Annotated in this window: 3 protein-coding genes; 1 reads left to right on the top strand and 2 read right to left on the bottom strand. The window is 74.0% G+C overall.

The annotated features are described in order from the left end of the window. Nucleotides 1-118: 118 nt before the first annotated feature. Nucleotides 119-583 (bottom strand): hypothetical protein, encoded by a 465-nt coding sequence (locus tag EDD40_RS04290; protein ID WP_236595059.1) that lies wholly within the window; start codon nucleotides 581-583, stop codon nucleotides 119-121. Between the two features lie 13 nt (nucleotides 584-596). Then, nucleotides 597-1508, bottom strand: a complete 912-nt coding sequence (locus EDD40_RS04285; protein WP_123741727.1) for a hypothetical protein — start codon at nucleotides 1506-1508, stop codon at nucleotides 597-599. Between the two features lie 493 nt (nucleotides 1509-2001). Between EDD40_RS04285 and EDD40_RS43200 the strand changes: the two genes are divergently transcribed. Then, nucleotides 2002-24279 carry a type I polyketide synthase gene (locus EDD40_RS43200; protein WP_246037397.1) on the top strand — a complete coding sequence of 7426 codons (22278 nt, stop codon included), beginning with the start codon at nucleotides 2002-2004 and terminating at the stop codon, nucleotides 24277-24279. The last annotated feature ends 4 nt before the right edge of the window (nucleotides 24280-24283 follow it).

Here is a 24283-nt window from a genome sequence, read left to right as displayed (position 1 = left end):
CACGCTAGCCGTTCACCGACCGCTCGGGGGGTGGTCGGTGAACGGCCGCACTGCGTGTTCCCGCAGTAGGTCGGCCCGGCCCGCCGCCGTGGGTGCGACGGGACCGGGCGCGGTGGCCTTACTTGGCTTGGCCGCGCAGCACGAGCAGCACGGCGCCGGTGGTCATGCCGAAGCCGACCACGTGGCCGAACAGGCTGACCCACTGGGCGCCGCCGACCACGAACACCATGTCGCTCATCATCGGGTCGGCGGTCACGCTCAACCACAGCGGCATGATGATCAGCGCGCCGAGGACCCACCAGACCGCGCCGTAGATCATGCTCAGGGCGTAGACGGGCGGCACCAGGGTCATGTTGCGGGTCAGGAGGCCGAAGCCGGCGCCGGCGATCGCGGAGATCACCATGTGGACGATGAAGCCGACGACGGCGTTCTCGACGCCGATCAGCATGCCGACCATGGACAGGGAGCCCACCCCGGCCATCAACAGCCCGAACACGAGGCCGCCGGCGAGCCCGGCCAACGCCCCGTTCCGGATGGGGGACTGCGACCTCGTGGTCGTCGGGACAGCGATTGTCGCGGACACGATCAGCTCCTTGTCAGTTGTAGGGCATGGTCGGGAACCAGCCGATCCCGAAGATCGACGGGACGCGGACGTCCCAGTACACGAGCAGGAACACACCGAGGGAGATGAGCAGTGCCGCGCTGACCACGGCCGAACGGCGGCTGTTGGAGCCGAACCACCGCAGGAACCGGCCCTTGGTGCCCAGGGCCAGCGCCGCGAACACGACGGTGACGAGCAGGACGTTGCCGATGGACTGGAGCACGAACGTGCCCGCGCCGAACAGCGGGTTGCCGGAGTCGACGGCGGAGCGGAACAGCTTGATGAACATCGGGTAGGGACGGCCGATGAGGAACGCGCCGACCAGCGCGCCGAGCACCACCACGCGGGCGACCGGCCGGCCGCGGAACACGTCGGGCAGCACGCCGAGGGCGGCGAGCCCGAGGTAGGCCATCGCCAGGCCGACGACCCCGAACACGACCGCCGACTGCACGAGCCGCACCGGCATGTCGCCGACCATCGCGCTCGACAGCTGCGGCAGGCTCGGCCCGATCAGCACGCCCACCGCGCCGTAGACCGCCGACACGCCGACCATGCCGGCGGTGAAGAAGCCCAACGGGCGCAGCAGTGATCGCAGCGTGCCCTGGGCTGACCCACCGGCTTCGCTCATCGGTCCGATCGACGCCGCCATGGCGATGTTGCACGCGGTGAACGTGCCGGCGAGACCGGAGACGAACGCGAACACCAGTCCGGCGGCGGTGCCCGCGATCGAGGCGGTCGCGGCGTCCTCGCCGAGCAGGGTGTTGGCCACGTTCGCGCCGATCACGTGGTCGACGAACTCGTAGGACCACAGCACGGACAGCAGCACGCCGGCGATGACGCTGCCGACGATGAGCCGTCCTGGTCGCGTGGTGCGTTCGGTCCCGATGACAGGCCGGACCTGGGTCATGGGCGTTCACCTCACTGAGGGTCGAAGCGCGCTTCGGTCGACTCAATGTCCTTGGCCGCCCGCGGGTCCGACAACTTCCATGCTGCTGTCCTGCGCCGGGATCCCGCACCACGTGACCGGCGCCACCCCGGCGGGGAGGACAGGGCCGTTCGGCACGCGGGAAACACCCGGGGGCACCACTGGGTCATCGCGAATGCCCGTACCGCGGATAGCCGGATGGACGCGCCGCGCGCCTTGTCGCCAAGCGCGGCGGCATTGAAGCCGAATCACGTCGCCGGTGCCAGTGGCACGATCGGAATCCCGATGCCTGCTCGACGGAAACGCGATACGCCGGTAGCCGGGCCGTGCGGAACCGAGGTACGTTCGGGTCGTCCTTTCTCCACCGCCGGGGGAACAACTGCTCGACACTGCGGTGGCGCGGGCCGCATTGCTTTCGTCCGGGAACCGTCCCGATTTCTCGCGAGCGGAACAGGGTGACCCGATGGGTGGGGAAATGTCTCGTGCGGACGACCGGATCGCGATCGTCGGAATGTCCTGCCGGTTGCCGGGCGCGCCTGACGCGGCCGCGTTCTGGCGGTTGCTGCGCGACGGCCTGGACGCGATCACCGCGCCGCCGCCCGGCCGGGCCGGTGACCTGCCCGCGGGCTTCCTGGACGAGGTCGACGCCTTCGACGCGGCGTTCTTCGGCGTCTCGCCGCGCGAGGCCGCGGCGATGGACCCGCAGCAGCGGCTGGCGCTGGAGCTGGCGTGGGAGGCGCTGGAGGACGCGCGGATCGTCCCCGGCACGCTCACCGGCGGCCGCACGGGCGTGTTCATCGGCGCGACCTGGGACGACTACACCACCCTGAGCTACCCGGCGCACGTCACCCCGCACACGATGACCGGCACGAACCGGGGTGTCATCGCCAACCGCGTGTCGCACTTCCTCGGCGTGCGCGGGCCGAGCCTGACCGTGGACGCGGCGCAGTCGTCGGCGCTGGTCGCGGTGCACCTGGCGGTCGAGAGCCTGCGGCGCGGCGAGACGGCGCTCGCCCTGGCCGGCGGGGTGAACCTCAACCTCGCCGCCGGCCGCGAGACCAGCGGCGTCGAGTTCGGCGGGCTGTCACCCGACGGCCGCAGCCACACCTTCGACGCCCGCGCCAACGGGTTCGCCCGCGGCGAGGGCGGCGGCGTGGTCGTGCTCAAGCCGCTGGCCCGGGCGCTCGCGGACGGCGACCCGGTGCACGCGGTGATCCTCGGCAGCGCGGTGAACAACGACGGCCCCACCCGCAGCCTCACCGTGCCCAGCGCCGACGCGCAGGCCCAGGTCATCGGCGATGCCCTGACCAGCGCCGACGTCCGGCCGGACGACGTGCAGTACGTCGAGCTGCACGGCACCGGCACCCCGGTCGGCGACCCGGTCGAAGCCGCCGGCCTCGGCGCCGCGCACGCCGGGCGCGCCACCGAGCTGCTGGTCGGCTCGGCGAAGACCAACGTCGGCCACCTGGAGGGCGCGGCGGGCATCGTCGGCCTGCTCAAGACGGTGCTGAGCATCCGCCACCGCGCCCTGCCTGCCAGCCTCAACCACGTCACGCCCAACCCGGCCATCCCGTTCGACGAGCTGAAGCTGCGGGTGCAGACCGAGCTCACCCCCTGGCCGCGCGCCGACCGGCCGCTGATCGCGGGCGTGTCGGCGTTCGGCATGGGCGGCACGAACGCGCACGTGGTCGTCGCCGAGCCGCCGGACCGGGAGCCGGCCGGGTCCGATCCGAGGTCCGACCCGAGGTCCGGCGTGGTGCCGTGGGTGCTGTCGGGCAAGACCGAGCAGGCGCTGCGGGCGCAGGCCAGACGGCTGCACGAGCACCTGTCCGCCCACCCCGGGCCGACACCCGCCGAGGTCGGCCACGCGTTGGCGACCACGCGCACGCACTTCACCCACCGGGCCGTGCTCCTCGGCGGAGCGTCGTTGACCGCGCTCGCCGAGGGCCGGCCGGCGCCGGACCTGGTCACCGGCCGGGCCGCCGACCCGGGGCGGACCGCGTTCGTCTTCCCCGGCCAGGGCGCGCAGTGGGTCGGCATGGGGCGCGACCTCTACGCGAGCGAGCCGGTGTTCCGCGACAGCGTCGACGCCTGCGCCGCCGCGCTCGCGCCCCACACCGACTGGTCGCTGGTCGACGTGCTGGACGGCGACGCGCTGGACCGCGTGGACGTGGTCCAGCCGGCGCTGTTCGCGGTGATGGTCTCGTTGGCCGCGTTGTGGCGGTCCCACGGCGTCGAACCGGACGCGGTGGTCGGCCATTCCCAAGGCGAAATCGCCGCCGCACACGTGGCGGGCGCATTGTCGTTGGCCGACGCGGCGCGCGTGGTGGCATTGCGCAGCCGAGCCCTCGTCTCATTGGCTGGACAGGGCGGAATGATTTCCGTCACACTGCCGGTCGACGAAGCCGAGCAATTCGTCGCGCGCTGGAACGGGCGATTGACAGTAGCCGTGGTAAATGCTCCCGGCGCGGTCGTCGTGTCCGGTGAACCCGCCGCGCTGGTCGAGTTGTCGGCGGCGTGCGAGGCGGCCGGCATCCGGGCGCGCGCCATTCCGGTGGATTACGCCGCCCATTCGGCGCAGGTGTCCGCCATTCGGCGACGGCTGCTCGCCGACCTGGCCGACGTGCGCCCCCGGCCGGGCGACGTGCCGTTCTACTCGGCGGTGACCGGCGGCCTGCTCGACACCGCCGGCCTCGACGCCGACTACTGGTACCGCAACCTGCGCGAGCCGGTCCGGTTCGACCTGGCCACCGCCGCGCTCGCCGCCGACGGCCACGGCGCGTTCGTCGAGGTCAGCCCGCACCCGGTGCTGGCGCCGACGCTGGACGTCGCGCTGGCGACCGGCACCCTGCGCCGCGACCAGGGCGGCCGGGACGAGTTCCTGGCCGCCCTGGGCCGGGTGTTCGTCGCCGGCGGGCACGTCGACTTCACGCCCGCGTTCCCGGCGCGCGTCCAGCCGGTCGACCTGCCCGCGTACGCGTTCCAACGCCGGTCGCACTGGCTGGGCGACGTCACGCCCGAAGCGCCCGCCGAGCCGACCGCCGATCCCGCCGACCAGGTGAGGGCCGCCATCGCGGCCGTGCTCGGGCACGCCGACGCCGACGAGATCGACCCGACGCTGACGTTCAAGGACCTGGGTTTCGACTCGGTCATGGGTGTCGCCCTGCGCGACCGCATCAACCACGCGCTCGGCCTGCGGCTGGCCTCCGGGCTGATCTACGACCACCCGACGCCCGCCGAGCTGGTGGCGCACCTGCGTGACGGCGTCGTGGACGTGCCGGAGGTCGTGGCGGCGGCGGTGGAGGTGGAGGACGACCCGGTCGTCATCGTCGGCATGGGGTGCCGGTTCCCCGGCGGCGTGGCGTCGCCGGAGGACCTGTGGCGCCTGGTGACGGCCGAGGCGGACGCGATCGGCGACTTCCCGGATGACCGCGGCTGGGACCTGGGCCGGCTGCACGACCCGGAGCTGCGCAGCGGCGGCACGAGCGCCGTGGCCAAGGGCGGGTTCCTGGCGGACGTGGGTGGGTTCGACGCGGCGTTCTTCGGGATCTCGCCGCGTGAGGCGGTGGCGATGGACCCGCAGCAGCGGTTGGTGCTGGAGACGGCCTGGGAGGCGTTCGAGCACGCCGGGATCGACCCGACCTCGCTGCACGGGAGCCGGACCGGGGTGTTCACCGGCATCTGGTCCTCGGGGTACGCGGTCGGCACGCCGGTGCCCGAGGACGTCGAGGGCTACCTGGTCACCGGCACGGCGACGAGCGTGACGTCCGGCCGGGTCGCCTACCACCTGGGTCTGCGCGGCCCGGCGCTGTCGGTGGACACGGCGTGCTCGTCGTCGTTGGTGGCGATCCACCTGGCGGCCCAGTCGCTGCGGTCCGGTGAGTGCGACCTGGCCCTCGCCGGTGGCGTCACGGTGATGGCGACACCGGTCATCTTCACCGAGTTCTCCCGGCAGCGCGGGCTCGCGCCCGACGGCCGCAGCAAGCCGTTCTCCTCCGCCGCCGACGGCACGAGCTGGGGCGAGGGTGCGGGCCTGGTGCTGTTGGAGCGGCTGTCGGACGCGCGTCGGCGTGGGCACCGGGTGCTGGCGGTGGTCAAGGGTTCGGCGGTGAACCAGGACGGCGCGTCGAACGGGTTGACCGCGCCGAACGGTCCGTCGCAGGAGCGGGTGATCCGGCAGGCGTTGGCGAGCGCCGGTCTGCGTCCGTCCGATGTGGACGCGGTCGAGGCGCACGGCACCGGCACCACCCTGGGTGACCCGATCGAGGCGCAGGCGCTGCTGGCCACTTACGGCCAGGATCGTGCGGAGCCGTTGTGGTTGGGTTCGGTGAAGTCGAACATCGGCCACACCCAGGCCGCCGCGGGCGTCGCGGGCGTGATCAAGATGGTGATGGCGTTGCGGCACGGCGTGCTGCCGAAGACGCTGCACGTGGACGAGCCCACCCCGCACGTGGACTGGACGGCCGGGGACATCCGGCTGCTGACCGAGGCCGCCGCCTGGCCCGCCACCGATCGTCCCCGGCGCGCGGCCGTCTCCGCGTTCGGCATCAGCGGCACGAACGCCCACCTGGTGCTCCAGCAGTCCCCGGACGCCGGCGCGCCGCCGGTCGACGACGGCCGGACGGTGCCGTGGCTGGTGAGCGCGAAGACCGAGGCGGCGCTGCACGCCCAGGTCGCACGGCTGCGCGAGTACGCGCTCACCCACCCGGACGTACCGGTCGCCGCGATCGCCGGTGAGCTGGCCACCCGGGCCCGGTTCCGCCACCGCGCGGTGCTCGTCGGCGCGGACCGGGCCGGACTGCTCGCCACCCCGCCACCGGCCGGCCCGCCGACCACCACCGGCGGTCTGGTGTTCGTGTTCCCGGGTCAGGGTGCGCAGTGGGTCGGTATGGGTCGTGAGCTGTACGCCGCCGAGCCGGTGTTCCGGGATGCGGTCGATGCGTGTGAGCGGGCGTTGGCCCCGCACGTCGACTGGTCGTTGGTCGAGATTCTGAACGGCGGTGCGCTGGACCGGGTGGACGTGGTGCAGCCGGCGCTGTTCGCGATGATGGTGTCGTTGGCGGCGCTGTGGCGGTCGTTCGGCGTGGAGCCGGACGCGGTGGTGGGGCATTCGCAGGGTGAGATCGCGGCGGCCTACGTGGCCGGGGCACTCTCCTTGGAGGACGCGGCGCGGGTGGTCGCGTTGCGCAGCAAGGCTTTGGTGGCGATCTCCGGCCAGGGTGGCATGGTGTCGGTGTCGTTGCCGCCGGACTCGGAGCTGTTGTCGCGGTGGGGTGATCGGTTGACGGTCGCCGCGGTCAACTCGGCGTCCACCGTGGTGGTGTCCGGTGAACCGGGTGCGTTGGACGAGCTGTTGGCGCTGTGCGAGCGCGAGGGTGTCAACGCGCGGCGGATCCCGGTGGACTACGCGGCGCACTCGGCGCAGGTGGAGGCGGTCCGGGAGCGGCTGCTGGCCGACTTGGCGGACCTCAGTCCGCGGCCGGCGCGGATCCCCTTCCACTCCACGGTGACCGACGGCTTGGTGGACGCCGTGGACGCCGCTTACTGGTATCGGAACCTGCGTGAGACCGTGCGGTTCGACCGTGCGGTCGAGGCGTTGACCGACGCCGGGCACGACGTGTTCATCGAGGTCAGCCCCCACCCGGTGCTGGTGCCCACACTGGACGTCGAAGTCGCCGCCGGCACCCTGCGCCGTGACCAGGGCGGCACCGGGGAGTTCCTCACGGCCGCCGGACGGCTGTTCGTCGCCGGCGTGGACGTCGACTGGACACCCGCGCTGCCGCCGGCCGGGGCCGCGGACCTGCCGACCTACGCCTTCCAGCACGAGCCGTACTGGCTCACGTCCACCGCGCCGACCGCGGACCCGTGGCGGTACGAGGTCACGTGGACACCCGTGACGCCCACCTCCGCGCCGGCCGGGCGGTGGCTGGTGCTGCGGCCCGACGGCGGGCACCCGTGGGCCGACGCGGCGGTCGAGGCGTTGCGGGACAGCGGTGTCGAGGTGGTCGACACGGCGGAACGGGTCGACGGCGTGCTGTCGTTCCTGGCGCTGGACGACTCGCCGCACCCGGACCACCCGGCCGTGCCCGTCGGCCTGGCGCGGACGTTGGCCGCCGTGCGGGACCTCGAAGCCCCGCTGTGGTGCGTGACCAGCGGCGCGTTCGGCGACCGCCCGCGACAGGCGCTGGTGTGGGGACTGGGCACGTCGGCCGCGTTGGAGTTCCCCGACCGGTGGGGCGGGCTCGTCGACGTGCCGGCCACGCCGGACGCGGCGGGCGTGCGACGTCTCCTCGCCGCGGTCGGCGGCCCGGAGGACCAGGTGTCGATCCGCGCCGGTGGCGTCTTCGCCCGCAGGCTGCGCCGGGCCAGGCCCACCCCGCCGGTCCGGACGTGGCGGCCCGAGGGGACGACCCTGATCACGGGTGGCACGGGTGCGCTCGGCGCCCAGGTGGCCCGCTGGCTCGTCGGGCAGGGCGCCGAGCACCTGGTGCTGGTCAGCCGCGGCGGACCGGACGCGCCCGGCGCGGCCGAGCTGCGGGAGGAGCTGGCGTCCTCCGGCACGCGGGTCACCGTGGCCGCGTGCGACGTGGCGGACCGGGACGCGCTGGCGGCGCTGCTGGCCGAGGTCGGCGACGTCAGGTCCGTGTTCCACACGGCGGGCGTGATCAGGTCCGGCCGGCTGGCCGACGACGACGTGGCCGGGTTCGCCGACGTGGTCACCGCCAAGGTCGCGGGCGCGACCCACCTCGCCGACCTGCTGCCCGACCTCGACGCGCTCGTGCTGTTCTCGTCGACGGCCGGCGTCTGGGGCGACGGGCACGGCGCGGCCTACGCGGCGGGCAACACGTTCCTCGACGCGCTCGCCGCCCGGCACCGCGCCGAGGGCCGGGCGACCACGTCGGTGGCGTGGGGCATCTGGGCCGAGGGCGGCATGGCCGCGCTGGAGTCGGTGCGCCGGCAGCGGCGGCTGCTCGGCCTCGGCGAGATGCCGTCCGGGCGGGCGCTGGCCGCGTTGCGCGACGTGCTCGACCAGGACGTGCCGCACGCCGTCGTCACCCCGGTCGACTGGGCGGAGTTCGCCCCCGCCTACACCCGCCTGCGGCCGAGCAGGCTGCTCGCCGACCTGCCCGAGGCGCAGGTCCGGGAGGAACGGGCCGAGCCCGCCGCGGCGCCGTCCGACGTGGACGTGCTCGCCGTGGTCGCCACCCACACGGCGGCCGTGCTGGGCCACGCCTCGCCGGAGGCCGTCGACACCGGCCGGGCGTTCAAGGAGCTCGGCTTCGACTCGCTGACCGCCGTGGAGCTGCGCAACCGCCTCAGCACCGCCCTGGGCCGCCGGCTGCCGTCCACGCTGGTCTTCGACCACCCCACGCCCGAGCGGCTCGCCGCACACCTGCGCGGTGAGCGCGCGGCCACCGCCGCCACGTCCGCGGTGGCGACCGACGAACCGATCGCCATCGTCGGCATGGGCTGCCGGTTCCCCGGTGGCGTCGAGTCGCCGGACGACCTGTGGCGACTGGTGTCCGGGGGAGTGGACGCCATCGGCGGGTTCCCCGACGACCGGGGCTGGGACCTGGACGGGCTGTTCGACCCCACGTCCGCCCGGCCACGCACGTCGTCCACCCGGCACGGGGGGTTCCTGGCCGACGCGGCCGGGTTCGACGCGGCGTTCTTCGGGATCTCGCCGCGTGAGGCGTTGGCGATGGACCCGCAGCAGCGGGTGTTGTTGGAGACGGCGTGGGAGGCGTTCGAGCACGCGGGGATCGACCCGACGTCGTTGCAGGGCAGCCAGACGGGCGTGTTCACCGGCATCTGGTCCACCGGGTACGCCACCGGGCCCATCCCGGACGACCTGGAGGGCTACCAGGTCACCGGCACGGCGACCAGCATCGGCTCCGGCCGGCTGTCCTACCTGCTCGGCCTGGTCGGGCCGGCGCTGTCGCTGGACACCGGGTGCTCGTCGTCCCTGGTCGCGCTGCACCTGGCGGCGCAGGCGCTGCGGTCCGGCGAGTGCGACCTCGCGCTGGCCGGCGGGGTCACGGTCAACGCCTCGCCGTCGCTGTTCACCGAGATGTCCCGGCAGGGCGCGAGCGCGCCGGACGGCCGCAGCAAGTCCTTCGCCGCGGCGGCCGACGGCGCCGGGTGGGCCGAGGGCTCGGGCCTGCTGCTGCTGGAGCGCCTGTCCGACGCCCGCCGCAACGGCCACCACGTGCTGGCCGTCGTGCGGGGCACCGCCGTCAACCAGGACGGCGCGTCGAACGGCCTGACCGCGCCGAACGGTCCGTCGCAGGAGCGGGTGATCCGCCAAGCCCTGGCGAACGCCGGGCTGGAGCCGTCCGATGTGGACGCCGTGGAGGCGCACGGGACCGGCACCACGTTGGGTGACCCGATCGAGGCGCAGGCGTTGCTGGCCACGTACGGCGTCGGGCGTTCGGAGCCGTTGTGGTTGGGGTCGGTGAAGTCGAACATCGGTCACACGCAGGCCGCCGCCGGCGCCGCCGGGCTGATCAAGATGGTGATGGCGTTGCGGCACGGCGTGCTGCCCAAGACGCTGCACGTGGACGAGCCGACACCGCACGTCGACTGGGCCGCCGGGAACGTCCGGCTGCTCACCGAACCGGTCGCGTGGCCGGACACCGACCGCCCCCGGCGGGCGGCCGTGTCGGCGTTCGGCATCAGCGGCACGAACGCGCACACGATCATCGAGCAGGCGCCCGAAGTGGCGCGACCGGAGGAGGGCGACCCGCTCTGGCTGGTGTCGGCCAAGACCCCGGAGGCGTTGCGCGACCAGGCCCGGCGGCTGCGCGACTTCGTGGCCGAACGACCCGGCGAGCACGCCGAGATCGGTCGGGCCCTGGCCGGTCGGGCGCGTTTCGACCACCGCGCGGTGGTGTTGGACCCGGTGGCTTTGGGTGCGTTGGCGGAGGGTCGTGAGCATCCGGGTCTGGTGACGGGGACGGCGTCGGCGCTCGGGAAGTCGGTGTTCGTGTTCCCGGGTCAGGGTGCGCAGTGGGTCGGGATGGGTCGTGAGCTGTACGCCGCCGAGCCGGTGTTCCGGGATGCGGTCGACGCGTGTGAGCGGGCGTTGGCCCCGCACGTCGACTGGTCGTTGGTCGAGATTCTGAACGGCGGTGCGCTGGACCGGGTGGACGTGGTGCAGCCGGCGCTGTTCGCGATGATGGTGTCGTTGGCGGCGCTGTGGCGGTCGTTCGGCGTGGAGCCGGACGCGGTGGTGGGGCATTCGCAGGGTGAGATCGCGGCGGCCTACGTGGCCGGGGCACTCTCCTTGGAGGACGCGGCGCGGGTGGTCGCGTTGCGCAGCAAGGCTTTGGTGGCGATCTCCGGCCAGGGTGGCATGGTGTCGGTGTCGTTGCCGCCGGACTCGGAGCTGTTGTCCCGGTGGGGTGATCGGCTGACGGTCGCAGTGGTCAACTCGGCCTCCACGGTCGTGGTGTCCGGCGAACCCGGCGCGTTGGACGAGCTGTTGGCGCTGTGCGAGCGCGAGGGCGTCAACGCCCGGCGGATCCCGGTGGACTACGCCGCCCACTCGGCGCAGGTCGAGGCGATCCGGGAACGGTTGCTCGCCGACCTGGCCGACATCACGCCGCGGCGTGGCCACGTGCCGTTCTACTCGACGGTGACCGACGGATTGGTGGAGACCGTCGACGCCGCCTACTGGTATCGGAACCTGCGTGAGCCGGTGCGGTTCGACCGGGCCACCGAGGCGCTGCTGGCCGCCGGGCACGACGTGTTCATCGAGGTCAGCCCCCACCCGGTGCTGGTGCCCACACTCGACGTCGAGGTCGCCACCGGCACGCTGCGCCGTGACCAGGGCGACTTCCGCGCCGCACTGGCCACCCTGCTCGTGCGCGGCTTCCCGCTGCCCCGGCCGGCCTCGGGCCGGATCGCCCTGCCGACCTACCCGTTCCAGCGGACGCGCTACTGGCTCCTGCCGGGCGCGGCGGGGTCCACTCCCGGCCACCCGCTGCTGGACGCGTCCGTGGAGCTGCCGGACGGCCAGGGCGCGGTGCTGACCGGCCGCCTCTCCACCCGCACGCACCCGTGGCTGGCCGACCACGCGGTCAACGGCACGGTGCTGCTGCCCGGCACGGCGCTCGTGGAACTGGCCGCCGAGGCGGGCCGAGCCCTGGGGTGCCCGGTCCTCGCGGACCTCGTGCTGCACGTGCCGCTGACCGTGACCGAACGCCCGGCGCACGTCCAGGTGGCCGCGGGCGCGCCGGACCACGAGGGCCGCCGACCGGTCGTCGTGCACTCGAAGGTCGACGGCGAGTGGGTCCGCCACGCCTCCGGCACGCTCGACCACGCCCATACCCCGACCACCTCCGCGTGGGAACCCGCGGGTGACCGGATCGACCCCGACGGGTTCTACGACCACCTCGCCGACCTCGGCTACGAGTACGGCCCGGCGTTCCGGGGCGTGCGGGCGCTGTGGCGCGGCGACGACGAGCTGTTCGCCGAGGTCGAGGTCCCGGACGGGGCGAAGTTCGGCCTGCACCCGGCGCTGCTGGACGCCGCGCTGCAACCGGTGATCCTGCTGCACCCGGACACCCGCCTGCGCCTGCCCTTCTCCTTCACCGGCGTCGCCGTGCACGTGACGGGCCTCTCGGCGGTCCGGGTCCACCTGACCCGGACCGCCCCGGACGCCTACGCGGTCACGGTGACCGACGCCGCGGGCGCGCCGGTGGCGGCGATCGAAGCGCTGACCGTGCGACCCGCCGCCGAGCCGACGACCACGCTGCTGCGCACCGAGTGGGTGCCGCCGGCGGAGTCCGCACCGGTGCCCGTCCGCCTCGCGCCGCTGCTGAGCGGCGCGGCCGACGCCGGGTCCGTGCACGACCTCACCCGGCGGGCGCTCGACCTGGTCCAGGAGTTCCTGGCGTCCGACGACCGGACGCGCCTGGTCGTGCCGACCCGGGCGGACGAGCCGGCCGGGGCGGCGGTGCGAGGGCTGATCCGCAGTGCGGCGGCCGAGCACCCTGGCCGGTTCGTGGCGGTCGGGCTGGCCGGCGACGCCACGGTGGCGCGGGCGTCGGACGCGGCGGCCGTGGCGGGCGACGAGGTGGAGCTGGCGATCCGCGGCGACGCCGTCCTGGCGCCCCGGCAGGCGCCGTTCCGGTCGCGGCCGACGTCGCTCGACGGTCCGTGGCGGCTGGTCGAGTCGGGCACCGGCAGCCTGGACGACCTGGCGTTCGCGGAGGTGGCCGAGCCGCCGCTGGAGGCCGGCCAGGTGCGGCTCGCGGTGCGCGCGGCGGGGGTGAACTTCCGGGACGTGCTCATCGCGCTGGGGATGTACCCGGACGCGGCGGCGTTGGGCGGTGAAGCGGCCGGGACGGTCGTCGAGGTCGGACCCGGCGTCACGCGGTGGCAGGTGGGTGACCGGGTGCTCGGCCTCGCGTCCGGCGCGTTCGGGCCGCGTGCCGTCACCGACGAGCGGTTGCTCGCGCCGGTCCCGGACGGCTGGTCGTTCACCCGGGCCGCCGCGGTCCCGGTGGCGTTCCTGACCGCGTGGCACGGGCTGGTCGACCTCGGTCGGCTCGGCGAGGGCGACCGGGTGCTGATCCACTCCGGCGCGGGCGGTGTGGGCATGGCGGCGATCCAGCTGGCGCGGCACCTGGGCGCGGAGGTGTTCGCCACCGCGAGTCCCCGCAAGTGGGACGCGTTGCGTGACCTGGGGTTGGACGACGACCACATCGCGTCGTCGCGGACGCTGGAGTTCGAGCAGCGCTTCCCGCAGGTGGACGTGGTGCTGAACTCGTTGGCGGGTGAGTTCACCGACGCGTCGTTGCGCCTGCTCGCGCCCGGCGGCCGGTTCGTGGAGATGGGCAAGACGGACATCAGGGTCCTCGACGACGTCGACTACCGGGCGTTCGACCTCAACGACGCCGACCCCGCCCACCTGGGCGACGTGCTGACCGAGGTGCTGCGGCTGTTCGGCGACGGCGTGCTCCGGCTGCCGCCCGTCGCCACCCACGACATCCGGCGCGCGGTGGACGCGTTCCGGCTGATGAGCCAGGCCGGGCACGTCGGCAAGCTGGTGCTCACCGTGCCCCGGCTCGCCGACGGCACGGTGCTGATCACCGGCGGCGCCGGGACGCTCGGGCTGGCGTTGGCGCGGCACCTGGTCTCCCGGCACGGCGTGCGGCGGCTGGTGCTGGCCGGTCGCCGCGGCGGCGAGGCTCCGGAGCTGGCCGCGGACGTGCGCGTCGTCGCGTGCGACGTGTCCGATCGCGCCCAGGTCGAGGAGCTGCTGGAGTCGATCCCCGACCTGACCGCCGTGGTGCACGCCGCCGGTGTGCTGGACGACGGCGTGGTGCAGGGCCTCACCCCCGAGCAGCTGGACCGGGTGCTGCGACCCAAGGTGGACGGCGCCTGGCACCTGCACGAGCTGACCGCCGACCTGGACGCGTTCGTGCTGTTCTCCGCCGCCGCCGGGGTGCTGGGCACCGCCGGGCAGGCCAACTACGCCGCCGCCAACTCCTACCTCGACGCCCTCGCCCGGCACCGGCACGACCTCGGCCTGCCGGCCGTCTCGATGGCGTGGGGCCACTGGGCCGAGGCGTCCGGCATGACCGCGCACCTCACCGCGACGGACAAGGAGCGCTTCGCCCGCGCCGGCATCTCCCCGATGACGACCGAACAGGCGCTGGCCCTGTTCGACGCGGCCCTCGCCAGTGGCGAGCCCGCGGTGACGACCGCACACCTGGCCACCCGCGCGCCCCGCGCGATCCCGCCGCCCGCCGAGCCCCGGACCGACCTGCTGTCCCTCGTCACGACCCACACCACGGCCGTGCTCGGGCACACCGACGCGTCGGCGGTCAAACCCCGGCTGGCCTTCCGCGACCTCGGGTTCGACTCGTTGACCGCCGTGGAGCTGCGCAACCGGCTCACCACGGCGACCGGCCTCCGCCTGCCCGCGACCCTCGTCTTCGACCACCCGACGCCCGAGGAACTGGCCGAGCACCTGCGGCAGGAGCTGTCGGGCACGCGCCCGGAGATCGTCGAACCGGTCGCGCGGGCGGTGGAGGACGACGACCCGATCGTGATCGTCGGCATGGGTTGTCGGCTGCCGGGTGGTGTCGGGTCGCCGGACGACCTGTGGCGGCTGGTGTCCGACGGGGTGGACGCCATCTCGGACTTCCCCGACGACCGCGGCTGGGACCTGGCCCGGCTCTACCACCCGGACCCCGACCACGCGGGGACCAGCTACACCCGGTCCGGCGGCTTCCTGGCCGACGTGGCGGGGTTCGACGCGGACTTCTTCGGCATCTCGCCGCGCGAAGCCTTGGCGATGGACCCGCAGCAGCGCGTGCTGCTGGAGACCGCGTGGGAGACCATCGAGCACGCCGGCATCGACCCGACCTCGTTGCGGGGCAGCCAGACGGGCGTGTTCACCGGCCTGTGGTCCTCGGGGTACGGGGGTGTGGTCGACCAGGCCCCGCGAGACGCCGAGGGCTACCTGGCGACCGGCATCTCGCCGAGCGTCACGTCCGGCCGCGTCGCCTACCTGCTCGGGCTGCGCGGGCAGGCCGTGTCGGTGGACTCGGCGTGCTCGTCATCGCTGGTGGCGATGCACCTGGCGGCGCAGGCGCTGCGGTCGGGGGAGTGCGACCTGGCGCTGGCCGGCGGCGTGACGGTGATCGTGAACCCGCTGGGCTTCACCGAGTTCTCCCGGCAGCGCGGGCTGGCGGCGGACGGTCGGTGCAAGCCGTTCTCCGCCGCCGCCGACGGCACGAGCTGGGGCGAGGGCGCGGGTCTGGTGCTGCTGGAGCGCCTGTCGGACGCCCGCCGCAACGGTCACCGGGTGTTGGCGGTGCTGGCGGGTTCGGCGGTGAACCAGGACGGCGCGTCGAACGGGTTGACCGCGCCGAACGGTCCGTCGCAGGAGCGGGTGATCCGGCAGGCCCTGGCGAACGCCGGCGTCCGTCCGTCCGATGTGGACGCCGTCGAGGCGCACGGGACCGGCACCACGTTGGGTGACCCGATCGAGGCGCAGGCGTTGTTGGCGACGTACGGGGCGGATCGTGCGGAGCCGTTGTGGTTGGGTTCGGTGAAGTCGAACATCGGCCACACGCAGGCGGCTGCGGGTGTCGCGGGTGTGATCAAGATGGTGATGGCGTTGCGGCACGGGCGGTTGCCGCGCACGTTGCACGTGGACGAGCCGACGCCGCACGTGGACTGGACGGCTGGGGACATCCGGCTGCTCACCGACGCTGTGCCGTGGCCGGAGGTCGACCGTCCGCGTCGGGCGGGTGTGTCGTCGTTCGGGGTGAGCGGCACGAACGCGCACGTCATCATCGAGCAGGCACCCGAGACCGTCGCGGAGCCCGGTGCGGACGTCGGCCGGGTGCCGTGGGTGGTCACGGGCAAGTCGGAGCGGGCGGTGCGCGACCAGGCCCGCAGAATGGCCCGGGCCGTCGCCGAGGCCGACGCGTCCGCCGTGGCCCGCGTCCTGGCCGGTCGGGCGCGTTTCGACCACCGCGCGGTGGTGTTGGATCCGGTGGCTCTGGGTGCGTTGGCGGAGGGTCGTGAGCATCCGGGTCTGGTGACGGGGACGGCGTCGGCGCTCGGGAAGTCGGTGTTCGTGTTCCCGGGTCAGGGTGCGCAGTGGGTCGGTATGGGTCGGGACTTGTACGCCGCCGAGCCGGTGTTCCGGGATGCGGTCGATGCGTGTGAGCGGGCGTTGGCCCCGCACGTCGACTGGTCGTTGGTGGGGGTCCTGGACGGCGGTGCGCTGGACCGGGTGGACGTGGTGCAGCCGGCGCTGTTCGCGATGATGGTGTCGTTGGCGGCGTTGTGGCAGTCGCGTGGTGTCGAGCCGGATGCGGTGGTGGGGCATTCGCAGGGTGAGATCGCGGCGGCCTACGTGGCCGGGGCACTCTCCTTGGAGGACGCGGCGCGGGTGGTCGCGTTGCGCAGCAAGGCTTTGGTGGCGATCTCCGGCCAGGGCGGCATGGTGTCGGTGGCCCTGCCGCCGGACTCCGAGCTGTTGTCCCGGTGGGGTGATCGGCTGTCGATCGCGGCCGTCAACTCGGCCTCCGCGGTGGTCGTGTCCGGCGAACCGGCCGCGCTCGCCGAACTCGTGGCGGTCTGCGAGGCCGACGGCATCCGGGCCCGCGTCCTGCCGGTGGACTACGCGGCGCACTCGGCGCAGGTGGAGGCGGTCCGGGAGCGGTTGCTGGCCGACTTGGCGGACCTCAGTCCGCGGCCGGCGCGGATCCCCTTCCACTCCACGGTGACCGACGGCTTGGTGGACGCCGTGGACGCCGCTTACTGGTATCGGAACCTGCGTGAGACCGTGCGGTTCGACCGTGCGGTCGAGGCGTTGACCGACGCCGGGCACGACGTGTTCATCGAGGTCAGCCCCCACCCGGTGCTGGTGCCCACACTGGACGTCGAAGTCGCCACCGGCACCCTGCGCCGTGACCAGGGCGACTTCACCGCAGCGGCGGCACGCCTGTTCGTGACCGGCGTGGACGTCGACTGGCCCGTGCCCGCCGCCGGTCACGTGGACCTGCCCACGTACCCGTTCCAGCACGACCGCTACTGGCTGGCACCCGTGCCGGGGACCGCCGACGTGACCGCGGCCGGGCTCGACCCGACCGACCACCCGCTGCTCGGCGCGGCCGTGGAACTCGCGGCGGGGCGCGGCGTGGTGCTCACCGGGCGGCTGTCGACGACCACCCAGCCGTGGCTGGCCGATCACGCCATCCACGGCACGGTGCTCCTGCCGGGCACCGGCTTCGTCGAACTCGCCCTGCGGGCCGGCACCCAGGTCGGCCGGCACGTGCTGGACGAGCTGCTCCTGGAAACCCCGATGGTGCTGCCCGCGCAGGACCCCGTGCTGGTGCAGGTCGTGGTCGACGGCACGGCGGTCACCGTCCACTCCCGCGCCGACGGCGACTGGGTCCGGCACGCCACCGGCACGCTCGGCGTGGACGTGCCCGCGTCACGACCGCTCCAGTGGCCGTCCGACGCCGAACCCGTCGACCTCACCGGCTTCTACGACGACCTCGCGGCCCGCGGCTACGAGTACGGCCCGGCGTTCGAGGGCGTGCGGGCGGTGTGGCGGCACGGCGACGAGCTGTACGCCGAGGTCGCCCTGGACGCCCGTGACGGGTTCGGCCTGCACCCCGCGTTGCTGGACGCCGCGTTGCAGCCGCTCACGCTGGTCGCGGCAGGTCGGTTGCCGTTCTCGTTCGCCGGCGTGGCCGTGCTGAGGACGGACGTGACGGCGGCACGCGTCCGGTTGACGCCCACCGGTCCCGACACCTACCGGGTCCTGCTCGCCACCGACGCGGACGAGCCCGTGGCCGTGGTGGACGCGCTGACCGTGCGCCCGATGACGGCGGACTTCCAGACCCGCGACACGCGCGTGTTCCGCCTCGACTGGGTGCCGGTCACCCCGTCGTTCGAGGACACGGCCGTGCACCACGTGGTCAGCGAGCCGGGAGCCGACCCGGCGCGGGCCGCGCACACCCTGACCGCCGAGACGTTGGCCGTCCTCCAGGACTTCCTGCGCACCTCCGACGACGGCAGGCTCACGATCGTCACGCACGGCGCGACCGGGCCGGGTGAGGTGACCGATCCGGCCGCCGCCGCGGTCTGGGGGCTGGTGCGGGCGGCCGAGACCGAGCACCCCGGCCGGTTCGCCCTGGTCGACGCGGACCACGACGGCGAGGTCCGGGCGCCGGCCGACGAGTTCCAGGTGGCGGTCCGCGGCGACGCGGTGCTCGCCCCCCGGCTGACCCGGGCTTCGGGCTCGCACCGCGCGCTCGACCTGGACGGCACCGTGCTGATCACCGGCGGCACCGGCACGCTGGGCCTCTTGGTGGCCCGGCACCTGGTGGCCCGGCACGGCGTGCGGCGACTGGTGCTGCTGAGCCGCCGCGGCGGCGAGGTGGAGATCGAAGGCGCGGACGTGTCGGTGGTCGCGTGCGACGTGACCGACCGGGCGGCGCTCGCCGACGTGCTCGCCACGATCCCCGACCTGTGCGCCGTCGTGCACGCGGCAGGCGTGCTGGACGACGCCGTGGTGACCTCGATGACCCCGCAGAGCCTGCACGACGTGCTGCGGCCCAAGGTCGACGCCGCGTGGCACCTGCACGAGCTGACCCGTGACCTGGCGGCGTTCGTGCTGTTCTCGTCGGCGGCCGGGGTCCTCGGCGGCGCGGGTCAGGGCAACTACGCCGCCGCCAACGCCTTCCTGGACGCCCTCGCCGCCCACCGGCACGCCCTGGGCCTGCCCGCCGTGTCGCTGGCGTGGGGGCAGTGGGAGCAGGCCAGCGGCTTGACCGGGCACCTGACCGAGGCCGACCAGCGCCGCCTGGAGCGATCCGGGGTCGTGCCGATGTCGACCGAGCACGCCCTGGCGTTGTTCGACGCGGCACTGGCCGACGACGCGCCCGCCGTCGTGCCCGCCCGGCTCGACCTCACCGCGCCGTCGCTGCGCGGGCTGACCCGCCGGGCGCGTCGGGTCGTGGACACGGACCTGGCGCGGCGGCTCGCGTCGCTGACCGAGGCCGAACAGCAGACCGTCGTGCTCGACCTGGTCGGCGCGCACACCGCCGTGGTGCTGGGACGCACCGACGGGGTGGCCGCGAACCGGGCGTTCAAGGACCTCGGGTTCGACTCGTTGACCGCGGTGGAGCTGCGCAACCGGCTGGCCTCGGCGCTGGGCGTGAAGCTGCCCGCCACGCTGACGTTCGACCACCCGACGCCGACCGCCCTCGCGACCCACCTGCGGGAGCTCCTGCTCGGTCGGCGGCGCGAGACCGCCGCGCCGGTCGCCGCGGCCGTCACCGACGACCCGGTCGTGGTGGTCGGCATGGCGTGCCGGTACCCGGGCGGTGTCGGGTCGGCTGCGGACCTGTGGCGGCTCGTGTCCGAGGGCGTGGACGCGATCGGCGACTTCCCGGCCGATCGCGGCTGGGACCTGGACAGGCTCTACGACCCGGCGGGCGGACCCGGCACCAGCTACACGCGTTCGGGCGGCTTCCTCCGCGAGGCGGCCGGGTTCGACGCGGCGTTCTTCGGGATCTCGCCGCGTGAGGCGTTGGCGATGGACCCGCAGCAGCGGGTGTTGTTGGAGACGGCGTGGGAGGCGTTCGAGCACGCGGGGATCGACCCGACCTCGTTGCAGGGCAGCCACACCGGCGTGTTCACCGGCATCTGGTCGTCCGGGTACGGCTCCGGCTCCCAGCCACCCGACCTGGAGGGCTACCTGTCGACCGGCACGGCCACGAGCGTGACGTCCGGGCGGGTGTCGTACCTGCTCGGCCTGGAAGGCCCGGCGGTGTCGGTGGACACGGCGTGCTCGTCGTCGCTGGTGGCGATCCACCTGGCCGCCCAGGCCCTGCGGTCGGGGGAGTGCACGCTGGCGTTGGCCGGTGGCGTGACGGTGATGGCGACGCCGTCCGGGTACGTGGAGTTCTCCCGGCAGCGGGGTCTGGCGGCGGACGGGCGGATCAAGTCGTTCGCCGACGCGGCCGACGGCACGAGCTGGTCCGAGGGCGCGGGCCTGGTGCTGTTGGAGCGGTTGTCGCAGGCGCGTCGGCTCGGGCACCGGGTGCTGGCGGTCGTCAAGGGCTCGGCGGTGAACCAGGACGGCGCGTCGAACGGGTTGACCGCGCCGAACGGTCCGTCGCAGGAGCGGGTGATCCGGCAGGCCTTGGCGAACGCCGGCGTCCGTCCGTCCGAAGTGGACGCCGTCGAGGCGCACGGCACCGGCACCACGTTGGGCGATCCGATCGAGGCTCAGGCTCTGTTGGCCACCTATGGTCAGGATCGCGCGGAGCCGTTGTGGTTGGGCTCGGTGAAGTCGAACATCGGCCACACCCAGGCGGCTGCGGGTATCGCCGGCGTGATCAAGATGATCATGGCGATGCGGCACGGCGTGCTGCCCCGCACGCTCCACGTCGACCGGCCGACCACCCACGTGGACTGGGAGACCGGCGACGTCCGGCTCCTCACCGAGCCCACGCCCTGGCCCGACGTCGACCGGCCGCGCCGGGCGGGTGTGTCGTCCTTCGGGATCAGCGGGACGAACGCCCACCTGATCCTCGAGCACGTGCCTCCGGCCGAGCCGGTCGAGGTGGCCGACCCGGTGCCGTGGTTGTTGTCGGCGAAGTCGCCGGAGGCGTTGCGGGCGCAGGCGCGGCGGCTGCGTGAGTTCGCGGGTGACCCGGCAGTCGGCGCCGCTCTGGCGACGCGGGCGCGGCTCCCTCACCGTGCCGCGCTCACCGATCCGGCGACGCTCGTCGCGGATCTCGACGCGCTGGCCCGAGGTGACGTGCCGATCGGTGAGGCCCGGCCCGGCAAGACGGCGTTCGTGTTCTCGGGTCAGGGTTCGCAGTGGCGCGGTATGGGTGGGCGGTTGGCCGAGGCGTACCCGGTGTTCGCGGAGACCTTGGCGGAGGTGTGTGATCGGCTTGGCTTGTCGTTGTGGGAGGTGGATGTCGATCAGACCCGGTTCACGCAGCCGGCGTTGTTCGCGGTGGAGGTTGCGTTGTTCCGGTTGGTGGAGTCGTTGGGTGTGCGGCCTGATTATCTGATCGGGCATTCGGTGGGTGAGATCGCCGCCGCGCACGTTTCCGGTGTGCTGAGCCTGGACGACGCGTGCGTGCTGGTGTCGGCGCGTGGCCGGTTGATGCAGGAGTTGCCGCCGGGTGGGGCGATGGTGTCGATCCGGGCCGCTTCGGCGGAGGTGGCGGAGACGTTGCCCGAGGGCGTCGAGATCGCCGCCGTCAACGGGCCCGAGGCAGTGGTGATCTCCGGGGACGAAGCCGCCGTGCTGGAGGTCGCGGACCTGTGGGAGACCTTGGGGCACAAGACCCGGCGGCTGGCGGTGAGCCACGCGTTCCACTCGGCGCGGATGGAGCCGATGTTGGGGGAGTTCGCGCGGGTGGTGGAGGGGTTGTCGTTCGGTCATCCCCAGATCCCGATCGTGTCGACGGTGGTGCCGGACTTGTCGGGTAGCGTTGAGATCGGGGATCCCCTGGGCGGGGAGCTTTCCGCAGGCGCGGTTTTCGACGCGGGTTATTGGGTGCGTCAGGCGCGTGGGGCGGTGCGGTTCGAGGATGGCGTGGAGTGGTTGCGTGCCCGTGGTGTGACGTCGTTCCTGGAGATCGGTCCTCATCCGACTCTGGTGCCGATCGGTGTGATGCGTCGGGAGGACGACTCGCCCCAACGGCTCCTCGCGGCCCTCGGCCGGCTCTGGGTCGGCGGTGCCGAGTGGACGTTGCCCACCGCGCACGTCGAACTGCCGACCTACGCGTTCCAGCGGGAGCGGTTCTGGTTGATGCCGGCCGCGTCGACGGACGTCACCGGCGCGGGGCTCGCCGCGGTCGACCACCCGTTGCTGGGCGCGGTGGTGGAGTTGGCGGACGAGCAGGGCGTGGTGCTGACCGGGCAGCTGTCCGCGGCCACCCAGCCGTGGCTCGCCGAGCACACCGTGCTCGGGTCCGCGCTGCTGCCGGGCGCGGCGTTCGTGGAGCTGGCGCTGCGGGCCGGCAGGCAGGTGGGCCGCGCGGCGGTGGAGGAGTTGGCGCTGGAAGCGCCGCTGGTGCTGGCCGGCCCGGTCGACGTGCGGGTCACGGTCGGCGCGCCCGACCAGGCCGGGCGCCGTGCCGTCGCGATCCACTCCAGGTCGGACGGCGACTGGCAGCGGCACGCCACCGGTCTGCTGGGCGCGGCCGCGGCGCCGGCGCCGTGGACCGAGCCGGCCACCGAACCGGTCGACCTGACCGGGTTCTACGAGTCCCTGGCCGACGCCGGGTTCGAGTACGGCCCGACGTTCCAGGGCCTGCGGGCCGTCCGGCGGCACGGCGACGACCTCTACGCCGACGTCCGGCTACCCGCCGACGGCGACCGGTTCACCCTGCACCCCGCGCTGCTGGACGCCGTGCTCCAAGCCGTCACGATCGCCGACGACCGCGCCAAGCTGCCGTTCTCGTTCACCGGCGTCACGGTCTGGTCGACCGGTCGCACCGCGGCACGCGCGAAGCTCACCGCGACCGGACCCGAGACCTACCGGGTCAGCCTGGTCGACGCGGACGGCGAGCCCGTCGCGGCCATCGAGTCGCTGACGCTGCGCGCGCCGCGGGCGACCCCCCGCCGGCAGTCCCTGTACCGGCTCGCCTGGCACGGAACCGACGCGGTCGCCGAACCGGCCGGGCCGGCCGACCAGGTCCACCACGCCACCGATCCCACCGAGACCCTGGGCGTGGTGCAGGAGTTCCTCGCCGGGAGCGACGACGCGGCCCGGCTGGTCGTGGTGACGCGCGGCGCGGTGTCGGTGCGCGGCGAGGACGTGACCGACCTCCGGGCCGCCGCCGTGTGGGGCCTGGTCCGCTCCGCCGCCTCCGAGCACCCCGGGCGGTTCGCGCTGGTCGACACCGACGGGCCGGTCCTGGTGGTCGGCGACGAGCCGCAGCTGGCGATCCGGGCCGGCCACGCCTACCTGCCCAGGCTGGAACGCGCCGAGCACGCGCCGCTGCCGTCCACCCTCAGCCCGGACGGCACGGTGCTCGTCACCGGCGGCACCGGTGTGCTCGGCGGCGCGGTCGCCCGCCACCTGGTCGCCGCGCACGGCGTCACGCGCCTGGTCCTGGCCGGCCGACGCGGACCGGACGCGCCGGGCGTCGCCGAGCTGGTCGCGGACCTGGCCGGGGCCGAGGTCACGGTGGTCGCCTGCGACGTGGCCGACCGCGACGCGGTGGCGCGACTGCTGGCCGAGCACCCCGTCACCTCCGTCGTCCACACGGCCGGCGTGCTGGACGACGCCGTGGTGCAGGCGCTGGACGCCGAACGGCTCGCCGAGGTCTGGGGGCCCAAGGCCGCTGCCGCGCTGCACCTGCACGAGCTGACCGACGACCTGGAGGCGTTCGTCCTGTTCTCCTCCGCCGCCGGTGTGCTGGGCGGACCGGGCCAGGCCAACTACGCCGCCGCGAACACGTTCCTCGACGCCCTCGCCACGCACCGGCACGCCAACGGCCTGCCCGCCGTGTCCCTGGCCTGGGGCCCGTGGGCGCAGACCAGCGGCATGACGGGCAAGCTCACCGACGCCGACCGGCGCCGGATGGCCGAGGCGGGTGTGCTGCCGCTGGCGACCGACGAGGCCCTGGCCCTGTTCGACGCCGCCCTCACCGCGGGCGAACCCGTGCTCGCGCCGGTCCGGCTCGACCGCCGCACGGCGGGCCGACCGCTGAGCCGGCCGCGCCGCACGGGCGACCCGGACCAGGCTGAGCCGACGCAGGACGTGCTGGTCCTGGTCCGGCGCGCGGTGGCCCGGGTGCTCGGGCACACCACCACCGACGCCATCGGCCCGCACCGGGCGTTCAAGGACCTCGGGTTCGACTCGTTGACCGCCGTGGAGCTGCGCAACCAGCTCGACGCGGACACCGGGCTGCGGCTGCCCGCCACGCTCACCTTCGACCACCCGACCCCGGCCCGGCTGGCCGACCACCTGCGGGAGCGGTTGTCCGCGACCGCGCCCGACCCGCTGCTGGCCGAGCTGGACCAGCTCAAGTCCACCCTGGACCGCGCGGAGGCAACCGACCACGACGCCGTCGCCGCACGACTGGAAGCGCTGCTGGCGTCGTGGACCGCCAAACGCGCCCAACCCGAGGACGACCTGGACGACGCCACCGACAGCGAGCTGTTCAGCATCCTCGACGACGAACACCGCAGGACCCAGGTCATCCGATCGGGCGAGCACCGCACCGCGGGGGAGTAGCTGT

It is taken from the genome of Saccharothrix texasensis (assembly GCF_003752005.1).
GTDB classification, from domain to species: Bacteria; Actinomycetota; Actinomycetes; order Mycobacteriales; family Pseudonocardiaceae; genus Actinosynnema; species Actinosynnema texasense.
This window is presented reverse-complemented; position numbering and strand designations above follow the sequence as displayed.